This is a genomic window from Pseudoalteromonas ostreae, assembly GCF_018069805.1.
Lineage (GTDB): Bacteria > Pseudomonadota > Gammaproteobacteria > Enterobacterales > Alteromonadaceae > Pseudoalteromonas > Pseudoalteromonas ostreae.
Window position 1 is genome coordinate 42,700 of record NZ_JAGPYN010000009.1, and the last position, 13,907, is coordinate 56,606.

The following is a 13,907-nucleotide window of genomic DNA, read 5'->3' on the forward strand; positions in this document are numbered from 1 at the left end:
TAATTTGTTAAAATGTGTAGCCTACTCAAAAGCCACATTAACCACATGATTTAATTGAATTTTAATGTAAAGTGTCCAATTTAGCTGATGCTACCTTGGACACTCAAAATCACTTATTAGCTACTACCCAACCTCTGTGATAAGTTGGCTAATATGATTTGCTATATCAATTGATCCTTGGTTTAGCAGCATAGAGTTATGGTTCCCCGAAACAGAACATGAGTAAGCCGCAGCTGCTGTTAACAGCGCCCTATTCTCACATTCTATTCCACCATTTTCTTCATTAGCGTAAAGTAATATAACATCATCGCTAGAGCTTCCCGTCGGGCGATACTCTTCAGATAACGTTTCATGTATTTTACTTACTGCAATGAAACGGCGAGTAAGTGCTTTGTCCTCAAAGAAACGTTCAAGAAGTTCCGTGCCTGTTTCTTTTCCAGAGTTACTGGTTTTGCTACCTCTATTCAAAAACATTTCGACAATTTCAGCGGCGGCCTCCTCCTCTTCTTCAAGAGTTGGTTCAGAGGAACTTTGAGCTGGCAAACTTGCTTCATTTATCGGGCGAATATAACTGTCAATAAGTATCGAAACTGCACTCTGTGCTTGTTTTTGCAACTCTAAAGCAACCTCATAAGCCACCTGCCCGCCTGAAGAATGACCTGCAATAAAGTAAGGGCCAGAAGCCTGATGCTTTCGTATCTCAGATACAAAGTCTGTTACCATTGCTGATATTGATTGGTGAGGCTCTGCGTCTGAAAGAATTCCTCTGTGATCAAAGGCCATAACAGTAAACCTTCTATTTGCTGCAGAAGCAATGTCCATATATGCCAAAGCAAGCCCCCCCGCTGCAGGAATAAAGTAAACCGTTGGCGAATCAGCTTCCCCTTGATGCAATTTAGATAGCAGAGAGTTAGCATTTGCTTCTTCATTTTCACTATCAATTAACTGTGCTAAAGATGCCAGAGTATCTACTTCAAAAATATCTCTAACACTTAAATTACGATTAAATTGTTGCGTAATTTTTGTCAGTAACTTTACGGTTAAAATCGAGTGGCCACCACAGTTGAAGAAGTTTGCATTCGCACTCACGTCCTCCAAGCCCAGTAAATTACACCAAATATCTGCAAGCTTTCGCTCAGTAGGAGTGCAAGGCTGTACAAAGTCTTCACTGAGTGTAAATGTCGGCTCTGGTAAAGCTTTACGATCTATTTTATCTGCACCATTCAATGGCATTTCAGCCATGAGAGTAAAACTAGCTGGTATCATATACTCTGGCAGTGATTGTCTTAACTCTCTACGTATGTATATGTCATCAAGCTGTTTACTTTTATCTACGATATAAGCAGCTAAAAAATTGTTACCGTGTTTATCTTGTCTGATAATTACAGCGCATTCACAGACCCCTTCAACTTTAGCTAACGCAGCTTCAATTTCACCAATTTCAACTCTAAACCCTCTCACCTTTACCTGACTATCTATTCGACCAATATACTCAATAGTGCCATCTGGTAACCAACGCCCTAAGTCTCCAGTCTTGTATAAGGTCTTGCCGTGTACCTCAACCCCCTGATACTCCGAATAAGGGTTTGCCACAAAACTGTGAGAAGTTCGCTCTGGATTTCTCCAGTAACCTTTTCCTACACCTACACCAGAAACACATAACTCCCCTGGCACCCCTATAGGCTGAAGCTGTAACCCTTTATCTAATACATACATGGTTAAGTTTGGTAAAGGTCTGCCTATCGGTATACTCGGAGTCGATAGCGGTAACGTTTCGCGAATTACGTATTCTGTAATATCGTCAGACGCTTCGCTGGGGCCATAACCATTCATCACTGGAATTTCTGGGTACAGTGTCAACCAATGATTGACTAACGGTACTGCTGCGGCTTCACCAATCGACATCATCCACTGTAACTCAGTTAGACCACGTTCAGACTCAGGCAAGGTCTCTAAATAATCAATAAATAATTGAAGCACTACAGGTGCAGCCTGCATCAAATGTACATCATTGGACTGCAAGAGCCTCAGCAGCTTAGGCATATTACTCATATCATCTAGAATAACCGTTTTGCCTCCACACATTAACGGGGCGAGGAATTGCCACACTGATATATCTGAGGATGAAGCTGCGCTTTGTAAAAAGTTTTTCGCTAACAGCTGATGGTTTTCATCCATAAAGTCAAGTACATCAAATTCAGCATCAATGTGATTCAATGCACCAGCATGATGCACTAAAGCTCCTTTAGGGTGCCCAGTAGAACCCGACGTATATATCATATAGGCTAAGTCATCACCATTATTACACCATACGGGGTTTTCATCACTCCACTTAGCTAACTCTGCAAAGCCATTGTCCATTTCCAAAGTCTTTATTGAATCGTCCAAACTAAGATTGCTAAGCAGTTCCTGCGAACTAATCAAAAGAGTTAGCTCCGAATCCAACAACATGTACTCAATCCGTTCTTGAGGATTGACAGGATCAAGCGGTAAGTAGGCTCCTCCTGCCTTCATTATCGCTAAGATACTGATGAGAAACTCCGGTGAACGTTTCGCATATATGCCGACTAACGTATTTTTCTCAACCCCAGACTCGCGTAAATAATGCGCCAACTGGTTTGCTTTTTTATTTAACTCCAAATAAGTAAGGCTCGTATTATCTCCAACAACAGCAATATTATCAGCATGAGCATTAACCTGCTGCTCGAACCTTTGATGAATACAAGGTTCCCCTAGATACTTGACCGTCCTGCCATTAAACTCATTTAGAATATTACGTTGCTCATCTAACGTTAACATTGAAATTTTGCTTAAAGGCATATTAGGGTTTTTAACTAGTGCGCTTAGTAGTTGGTTAAAATGCCCAGCCATATTTTCGATTGTAGTTGCATTAAATAGATCAACGGCATAATCCCATACCAACGTCAGTCCGCCATTACTTTCACTAATATCTAAGCTAAGATCAAACTGTGCTGTTTTGAATGTCTGATCTAGTGCTTGAATGTCTAAACCGGGTAATTCCACAGTATCTTCTGAGCTGTTATCTAACGACAGCATAACTTGGAACAGCGGATTGTAATTGATGCTTCTCGCAGGCTGCAACTTGTCTACCAGCATTTCAAATGGTAATTGTTGATGTTCAAATGCTTCTAAAATAAGCTCACGGCTCTGGCTCAAAAGTTCGTTCATACATGGATCCGAAGAAAGATCCGTGCGCAATACCAGTGTATTAATAAAACAGCCAATTAATGGTGCAACTTCAAACTGCTCACGATTTGCAATTGGCGCACCAATTACAATATCTGACTCGCCACTATAGCGGCTTAATAATGCAGAGAACACCGCATTAAGAGCCATGAACAGGCTAGCATTATTCTGCTGTGCTAAGGATTTTAAATCAGAACAGAGATCTACATTTAATATACTGGTAAATTGAGCGGCGCGATAACTTGACTCTTCTGGACGCGCATGATCTAGCGGCAAGCTGTGGATCTGTGGTAAGTCCGCCAAATGAGCCAGCCAATAATCCAAATCGCGCTGTAGGTTATCTTGCAACCAGCTTCTCTGCCAATATGCATAATCGCCATACTGGATTTCAAGCTCATCTAATTGACTCTCTTTGCCGTCAACCCTTGCTGTATATAATTCTGCAAGCTCAGACAGCAAAACATTTTCTGACCATCCATCAGAGGCAATATGATGCATCGTTATAAGTAATATGTGGCGCGTTTCGCTTAAACGTAATACCACACCGCGCAGCATAATATCACAGCTCAGATCAAACGCAGTCTCTGACTCTTTATCCACCCACTCTTGAACAGCCTTTGATTGTTCATCCTCAGGATAATCAGCAAGGTCGATTAACGGTAACGAGAACTCATGACTGAGATTACGCTCAATAGTAGGCTCACCATCTCGCAACACAAAACATGTGTGCAAGACATGGTGACGACTAATAATACAAGACAATGCCTGGCGTAGTGCATCAATATCGACAGACCCATTGAGCTGATAAACTGAAGGCATATTATATTCACACCCATCAGGATCAGCCTGTTGAATAAACCACATTCTTTGCTGTGCAAAAGATAACGGTATTATTTCCTCTTGCGTTACTACTATTCGTGACGTATTCCCCGTAGTCGCTTGATCAATCATTTGAGAAAGTGCGATTAATGTTTGCGCTTCAAACACCGCCCTGACCGGAATATCAATCTCGCAAACTTCTCGGATATGAGAGACTAGACGTGCTGCAAGCAGTGAGTGCCCTCCTAACTCAAAAAAGTTGGCATCGGTACTTACTTGTTCAATCTGCAATAGCTCAGACCACATTGTGGCCAACATTATTTCTGTTTTACTAGTAGGTGCGCTATATTCGCTCTGGCCAGCAATAGTTGGCTCTGGTAATGCTTTCCGATCTATTTTATCCGCGGCGTTTAGCGGCATTTTGTCAAGAATAGTAAAGCTTGACGGCAACATATAATCTGGCAGCACCTTTGACAGCCCATTACGTAACTGAGCTGCTGTAAGCGTATTGTCTCCTTTTACAACTAAATAAGCTGCAATTGTGTTCTGGCCAAGCTTATCCTTGCGGATAATTACCGCACACTCACCGACATGCTCTAACTTGGCTAAGTTTGCTTCAATTTCACCAAGCTCAACCCTGAACCCACGTACTTTAACTTGGTTATCGATCCTTCCCATAAACTCTAAATTACCATTTGGTAACCACCGGCCAAGGTCTCCGGTACGATAAAGTCTGTTACCGTGTACTTCACTGCCATCTAATTCAAAATAGGGGTTTTTTACGAAGCTTTGCGCTGTACGTTGTGTATTGTTCCAATATCCAAGGCCAACTCCAACACCAGAGACACATAGTTCACCCGGCACTCCCACTGGTTGCAATTGGAGATTGTTATCTAAAACATACATTGTTAAATTCGGCAAAGGCTTACCGATCGGAATACTTGGTAGCGAGGCTGGTAAGTGCTCACGAATAACATACTCAGTAATGTCATCAGACGCTTCACTTGGACCATAACCATTCATTATCGCAATTGCTGGATAAAGATCAAACCACTGGTTAATAAGAGGTACAGGTGCAGCTTCAGCAATAATCATCATCCACTGTAAATGGGTTAGCGCGGATTGCGAAGGCGTTAACTTTTTCAGGTGATCCACAAATAATTGCAGCACTACTGGAGCTGCCTGCATAAGATGAACTTGATGTTTTTGTAACAACTTCAGCATTTTCTCGGTATTTGTCATGTCGTCCAAAATAACAGTCTTACCACCACACATAAGTGGCGCTAAAAACTGCCAAACCGAAACATCAGAAGAAGAAGCCGCACTTTGTAGAAAGTTTCGAGGTAATAACTCTCCCTGCTCATCTATAAACCCGAGCACGTCAAATTCAGCTAAGATATGGTTCATCGCACCAGCATGATGCACTAAAGCCCCTTTAGGTAACCCTGTTGAACCAGAAGTGTAAATCATATATGCCAAGTCATCGGGTGTATTGCACCAAGTGGGGTTATTATGATCATAATTATCCAGCATTTGGGGCTCATCATCTAATAGCCATGCCTGCTGTGTTAACTTGCCATCAACACTTTCTTCAAGTTCTTTTAGCAGCGTTTGTTCCGTTAATAAAACATTGATACTCGAATCACTTAACATGTAACGGATACGCTCTAATGGATTCACCGTATCTAAGGGTACATAGCCGCCTCCGGCCTTCATAATGGCCATAATTGCGACTAAAAATGAAGGTGATCGACGTGCATATATCCCGACCAGTTGACCAGCACACACTCCCTGCTCACGTAAGTAATGCGCAAGTTTATTTGCCTTCGTGTTTAACTCCATGTACGTAAGATAATAATCATCTCCCACGACTGCAATTTCATTGGGCGTACGGCTAACTTGTTGTTCGAAACGATGATGAATACACATATCACCTTGGTAATCAACTGACTTACCGTTAAATTCATTCAGTATTTGGGTACGCTCTTTACTACTCAAAATAGACAAGTCACACAGTGGCGCTTCTGGCTTGGATACGATTTCTGCAAGCAATTGTGTAAAGTGCCTTGCCATACGCACAATACTCTCATGCTCGAACAGCGCTGTCGCATACTCCCAATTGAATTGAATTTCATCGTCTGATTCAACAACATTTAAAGAGAGATCAAATTGAGATAAACATTCATCCTGCTCTAAAATGCTTACCTGTAACCCCTGTAGATCGACCTCATTGCGGCTGTTATTTTCAACCGACAGCATAATTTGGAACAACGGATTATAACTGAGGCTGCGACTTGGCTGTAATCGTTCAACAATTGCTTCAAATGGTGCCTGTTGATGCGACAACGCTTTCATCACATTTTCTCGGCTTTGTGCCAAAAGTGATACAAAGCTTTGTTTGCTATCAACATCGGTACGTATCACTAAAGTATTAACAAAGAAACCAATAATTGGCTCTAGCGCAGATTGTTCACGATTGGCGACAGGGGAGCCGATAACAATATCAGACTCACGACTGTAACGATTCAACAAAGCAGAGAAAGCGGCATTTAACAGCATAAACAAACTTGCATTATTTTCTTGTGCCAAGCGCTTGACTGACAATGATAAATCGCGATCCAATCGACAGTCGAATTGTGCCCCTTGGTAATTTTGTTCTGACGGCCTAGCCTTGTCTAATGGCAAACTGTGAACGGGTGGCAGATCTTGCAAATAGTTAAGCCAATAGTCTACCTGCTTAGTTAATTCATTATCTTGCAACCAAAGGCGTTGCGAATATGTATAGTCACCATATTGATATTGAAGTGGTGAAAGCGGGTTAGCATGACCATTAACAAAGGCGTTATATAGGGTACTTAACTCAGTAATCATCAGCTCTACAGACCAGCCATCTGAAGCAATATGATGCTGCGTTACCAGTAGCACATATTTCTGTTGTATGCCGTTATCAGCAGTAAGCTTTAATAACTTCGCACGCAACATAAGATCCCGATTTAGATTAAATGGGGTCTCTGCTTCTTGGTTGATATATTCTTCAACCTTCTTTCTCTGAGCACTATCTGACAAAGAGCTCAACTCAATAACGTCAATTTCAAGAGACACTTCTGTTAACACAACTTGAACTACATCTTGCCCCTGCTCAACATAGATGGTGCGAAGCACTTCGTGTCGATCTAGAATTACATTCATTGCACGTATCAGAGCATCAACATCTAGCTCACCAACAAGTTCAAACGCCGAGGGCATATTGTATTCACAACTATCGCTTTCTAATTGATCAATAAACCATAAACGTTGTTGGGCAAAGGATAACGGCAAGTTATGCTCTTTCGGCTTCGCCAGCAAGGGCATCACGGCTTCATTATTACGACCCATCGCCAACATAGTGTCAATTTGCAATGCAAGCTGTCTTAAGGTTTGTGCTTCAAATATCGTTTTTATTGCAAGCTCAATTTGCCACATGTCACGGATCTGAGAAGCTAACCTTGCAGCCAATAAAGAATGGCCTCCTAGTGCAAAAAAGTTACTCTCACAACCTACCGCTGTGACCGACAGGAGCGACTGCCAAATTAGAGATAGTTGTTTCTCTGTTTCTGTACTAGGTTCGACGAATTCCACCAGCTGTTCAAGGTCGACTTCTGGCAGTGCCCTTCTATCAATTTTATCGCTCGCAGTTAACGGTAATTCGTCAAGTGAAACATAGATAGACGGAACCATATGCTCAGGTAGCGTATTGCTCAGCCATTTAAACATGACAGAGCTAAGCGCAGTCTCACACTCAGTAACAAGATAAGCGACAAGTTGATCCAACCCTGAGCGACTCTTTCTTATTATTACAACAGCTTGGCTTACTTGTGGGTGCCTAATAAGTGCCGTTTCTATTTCTCCAAGTTCTATACGGAAGCCTCGCAATTTAACTTGCTCATCAACACGACCAATAAACTCTAACTGACCGTCTCGTCTGAATCGAACCAGATCTCCTGTCCTATATACTTTATCATCTAGCTTAGAACTAAAAGGATCAGCAAAAAAACGTTCTTTTGTCAGTGACTCATGACCTAAATAACCATCAGCTAAGCAGTCACCTCCAATTAACAGCTCGCCAACCACACCAACAGGAACACGTCTTAGCTCATTACTAACAACGTACAGTTTACGGTCACCACATGCTTGACCAATAGGAAGCGTCGCTAAAGTCTCCAAGTCATTTTCTGTTATTGTACACACTGTACTTGTGACCAACGCCTCTGTTGGGCCGTATGCATTAATGAAACGCTCACAAACATTGCGATGGTAGCAATCTTCGACTAATGCCTTAGGTATTACCTCGCCGCCAACAATTAAGAGTTTCAAGGCACGAAGTTCAAGGGTTTTTCCATCATTCACAGGCTTATCTAAAGAGTGCAAATAATTCAGGTATTGGCTTAAATATGCCAGTGGTAAATCAGCAATTGTTATTTTATGTTCATCCAAATAAAGACCGAATGCTTGAGCCGACATATTCTGTAATTCAAGAACATGCAGTTCAGCACCATTTGTAAGTGGAACAAAAATCTGCTCAAAAGCTGCATCAAAGTTAACAGAGGCTGATAATAAACATTTATCGTCGGACTGTATTTGATAGTATTTATTAATAGAGCTGATGTGCTTTGACGATGCTTTACGACTCACACTAACCCCTTTGGGCATCCCGGTAGAGCCAGACGTATAGATGACATAGTTTGGTGCAGCTTCTGATGTCACCAGCGTTGCTAAAGTCGATGATTGCATCTCTAATTGTTCAGCGATCACAGTGTCATCAAGTAATACAAACTCAAGATCTTTACTAGCAAGACTTGATGTGTTCGTTGACTCAGCGATAACCAAGCGCACACCTGAATCACTCACCATGTGTTCTAGTCGCGCTAATGGATAAGCTGGATCCAATGGTAAGTATGCTCCTCCAGCCTTAATAATCGCTAAGATAGCAACAATGAGATTACTATTTCTAGGCAAGCATAAGCCGACCAATACTCCGTTACTCACTCCTCTTTGTATTAAAAGGTTTGCTAACTGATTAGCCTGAGCATTTAACTCAGCATATGTTAAACGCGTACCGCCAGAAACCACTGCCGTAGTATGAGCACAGCAGTTCACCTGCTCATTAAACATCTCAAGCAACGTTTGCTCCACCGCACCTTCCTGCTCAACATTCACCCAGCTTTGCAGGCAGTGTTCATCACTTTCTGCCAGCAATTCTAACGATGCCAATGGTATCTTTGGTGTTGTAGTTACAACTTCTACAAGCTGAGCGAATAACTGCATCATTGCAGTGATCGTTTCTTGTTTAAATAACTCAGTATTATATTCCCAAACCAGCTCCAAACCGGTTTCCGACTCACTCGCATCAAGCGTAAGATCAAATTGCGCAGTATGACTCTCTATCTCTACTTGTGATAATACTACGTCATTCAGGCTTAGTTCTTTTAACTCAATGTTGTTTAGTGACAGCATTATCTGAAATAACGGATTATGACTGAGACTACGCTCCGGTTGTAATTCATCCACAAGGGCTTCAAATGGTACTTGCTGATGCTCCCAAGCAGATAACAGTGTTTCCCTGCTACGCTTAAGCAACACCTCAAAACTTGGGTTATCAGATAGGTCTAGCCTTAATACAACTGTATTAACAAAAAACCCTATTAAGCTCGAGGTTTCTGGTTGATCACGGTTGGCAACAGGTGCTCCCATTACGATATCTTGCTCTGCACTATACAAGCCTAAAAGATAAGAAAACAGTGCATGTAGACTCATAAATAAAGTAGCATTATTTTGCTTTGATAAAGTCTGCAAACGCTCTAGAGTGCCTGACTCTATAAACTGTTTAAGTTGAGCTCCTTGGAACCGTTGTTCCGCTGGTCGCTGATAGTCAAGCGGCAGACTATGAACTTGAGGTAACCCAGCCAACTGCGTACGCCAGTATTCCAAATGCGCTTGTAAAACTTCACCTTGCAGCCAATTTCGCTGCCAATGTGCATAATCACGGTATTGGATTGGTTGTTGTGCAAGTGGGTCAGGTAAGTCTGATGCAAACGCTGTGTAAAGCTTTGACAATTCATCAATAAGCAACCCGACAGACCAACCATCCGAAGCAATATGATGGAGAGTCAATAGTAATACATGCTCTTGCTCAGAAAGTATCAACAATTCAGCACGGATCATAAAGTCGCGTTTTAAATCAAAATATTTTGAAGCTTGCTCTGCGCCTTTGTGCGAAATAGCATGTATTTGCTGCTCATCATTCAAAGCCATTAAATTCGTTTTATGAATTGAAAACTGAACAGTGCTAGGTAATAAACTTTGGAATGGCTGTGAGTCACCTTCTCCACGCTCTGAGTTATCAACCTCCAAGTAGACTGTTTTTAATATTTCATGTCGATCAACGATCCTTACCAACGCCCTTTCCAGCGCTTCAACATCCAATCTTCCCTGAAGCCTTATTGCAGCGGGCATATTGTACTCACTGCCGCCAGACTGCATTTGATCTATAAACCATAACCTTTGTTGAGAGTATGACAGTGGTGCGAGAATATTGTCTGGTACGCGCAAAACAGGAGGCATTGCGAAAGTATCTGATACCTCGAGTGCTTCATCAATTTTACTAGCTTGTTCTTGCAATGTTTGGGCATCAAAAATAAGCTTAATATTAAGCTCAATTGACCATGTTGCTTTTAAAGATGCGAGCAACCTAGTCGCCATCAATGAGTGCCCACCTAAGATAAAGAAGTTACTTTGCTTGCCAACAGAATCTACTTTAAGTAAATCACACCAAATCTCGGCTAGGGCACGTTCAGTTTTGGTTTCAGCGGCCTCAAACTCATTCGACTCGATTATTTGTGGCTTTGGTAATGCTTTCTTGTCCACCTTACCATTAGCCGTCAACGGTAGTGAATCCATCAATGCAAATGCACTTGGCACCATATAATGTGGTAGATATTGCTTCACATGAGCGGTAAGTTCATTAACAGTCAAACTACCGTTCAACTTTTTGCTATCCACCACAACCCAAGCAATTAACTGCGTATCTCCCTCTTCAGTATGTGCTAGTACGACAGCATCTTTAACCTCAAGGTGTTTTGTCAAAGTGGCTTCTATCTCACCAAGTTCAATCCTAAAACCACGGATCTTGACCTGATCATCAACCCGCCCCATAAATACTAAGCGACCATCCGGTAACCATCGAACTAAATCACCCGTTTTATACACTCGTTCAGAGCGTTGATAACCTAACTCTAATTGGAAAAAGCTTTCCGCAGTTAAATCCTCTCGATTCAGGTAACCTCTAGCTAGCCCAACACCGCAAACGTACAACTCACCCACAACACCAACTGGCAAGGTTTGTCTTTCTGCATCCAACACATATAAGGATAGGTTATTTAACGGGTATCCTATCGCTACGGTTTGATTTGGGAATACCTTGCAAATCGAAGCGCAAACTGTACTTTCTGATGGCCCGTAAGCATTGTATAAAGGAAATTTTTCAGCCCACTTCCAAGCAAGTGATTGTTCACAAGCTTCCCCACCGACGATCAATGCTTCAAAACAATAGTCACGCTCAAAATCTAGGTGAGCAAGTAAAGATGGCGGCAAAAGCGCATGTGTAATTTGTTTTTCTAATAGGAAACCCGCTAACGCTTCTGTATCTATGCGCATATTATCAGAACATATATGCAAACTTGCACCGTTTGACAACGCCATCATCCATTCCCATGATGCAGCATCAAACCCTAACGAAGCGAACTGAAGAACGTGACTTTCTGCGGCAACAGAAAACATAGGCTCTTGATTTTGAATTAAGTTTACTGCTCCCTTATGCTCTAGCATAACCCCTTTAGGCATGCCTGTTGAGCCTGACGTATAAATAACATACGCAAGGTTAGTTGACGTTAAGGGAATATCCAGCTTTGGTTCCGTTACAGGAAAGCGATTTAATCTTGCCGATGTTTGAGTTTCATCGATAACAATTATGTGCTGTGATGCAAAGCGAACGGCAAACTCTTGCTGTGTAACAACGATGTCTACTTCACTATTATCGAGCATATATTGCAGGCGTTCATCAGGGTTTTTAGCATCCATAGCAACGTACGCTCCGCCCGCTTTCAATATACCCAGAATACCGACTAACATATCAATTGAGCGATTCAGAGATAAGCCTACTAATGTGTCTGGCTTAACGCCTTGCTCTACTAAACAATGCGCTAATTGATTCGCCTTTTGGTTCAGCTCATTATATGTCAATACTTGCTGTTGTGAGGTAACTGCAATGGCGTCACCATTATGTAATACATGCCGCTCAAATAACTGATGAATACAACTCTCATCTTCAAATGGCTGTTGCTGATGATTAAACCGATTTAGAATAAGCTCTTCGTCAGATGGCTCTAATAAAGGTAACCTTTGGATTTGTTGTTCTGGTTGGTTAGCGATGCTTTGTAACATTACATTAAAACTATCTGCAAGCTGACTAATACTTTCTTCAGTGAAGAGGTCAGTTGCATATACCCAATTAAAGGTAAGCTCCTGCTCCGACTCTTTCGCTTCTAATGTTATGTCAAATCGAGCATAATTATCGTCTAACATGTCGACTTCAACCTCTAAGCCTGGTAGCGCTAATTCTCCATAATCATTATTTTGCAACACTAACATAATTTGAAATATTGGATGAAAGCTAAGGCTTCGCTCTGGCTGCAACTTTTCCACCAACGTATCAAATGGCATTTGTTGTTGAGCAAATGATGCGAGCGATTGCTGCTTAGTGTGTATCAATAACTGCTCAAAAGACTGAGGCTCAGAGACATCGGTGCGAAGCACTATATTATTTATAAAACTTCCAATCATCGCTTGCTCATCAACGTTATCTCGATTAGCAACGGGTGTCCCAATAACGATATCTGTCTCGCCGCTATAACGTGCGATAAGGCAACTTAACGCTGCATTTAATACGCTAAACAAAGTCGTATTATGCTTGCGGGCAAGCTGGTTTAAAGCGACTAATGTTGGCTTCGGTAGCATTCGATCCAGTTGTTTCCCCCGATAGCTTTGCTGAGGAGGGCGAGGAAAATCAGTTGGTAAACTATGCAGAGCAGGTATACTCGCCAAAAGATCTGTCCAATAAGAGCTTAACTGTTTCAGCGCTTCCCCTTTTAACCACTCCCTTTGCCAACAAGCGTAATCACTATATTGCAATTCGATACTTGGCAGCGGGTTTTCCTTATTTTGAGTATAAGCTATGTATAACTCCATAAGCTCATTGACCATAATACCTTGCGACCACCCATCTGATGCTATGTGATGCATGACGAGAATCAAAACATTTACATCATCATCTAACTTGATAAGCTCTCCTCGGATCATAAGATCCTCAGAGAGATCAAATTGTAATCCTAACACCTGTTCAACTTGTCTATCTAACGCATCTTTTTGAGAGTCACGTTCCATGTTAGAAAAATCTTTACAGGGCAAAGCAAACTTATATTCTGTTTGAAGGACTTGATACGGCTTTCCATCTTGCGCATGGTATGTGGTTCGTAAAATATGATGCCGATTGACTATCGTATTGAAACACCACGTCAACGCATCATGATTTAAGTTACCCTTTAATCGCAAAACAATTGGCATATTGTACTCAACGCTGCCTTCTTGCATCTGGTCAATGTTCCATAATCGTTGCTGCGTGAAAGACAACGGTATCATGCTACCTTTCTCATGGTGTTTAACCATTTTTGGCACAGCAGATTTTTCTTTCAACTTTTTCGCTGCCATTAATGCTTTTAGTTTTGCGCGCTTTTCATCAACTGCAGAACGTTGTTCTACGTTGTAATTATTTTCACCTGAATTCATCT

The 13,907-nt window shown here is 41.7% G+C and carries 1 protein-coding gene; it reads right to left on the reverse strand.

Annotated elements, in window-relative coordinates; all coding sequences use genetic code 11:
* Nucleotides 1-123: 123 nt before the first annotated feature.
* Complete coding sequence (locus tag J7338_RS08975; protein WP_210796754.1) at nucleotides 124-13,905, reverse strand: non-ribosomal peptide synthetase; 13,782 nt, start codon at nucleotides 13,903-13,905, stop codon at nucleotides 124-126.
* Nucleotides 13,906-13,907 lie beyond the last annotated feature (2 nt).

What these genes read in the sequence shown, in the direction of transcription:
- J7338_RS08975 (WP_210796754.1), bottom strand. Translation starts at nt 13,905, where the DNA reads ATGAATTCAGGTGAAAATAATTACAACGTAGAACAACGTTCTGCAGTT.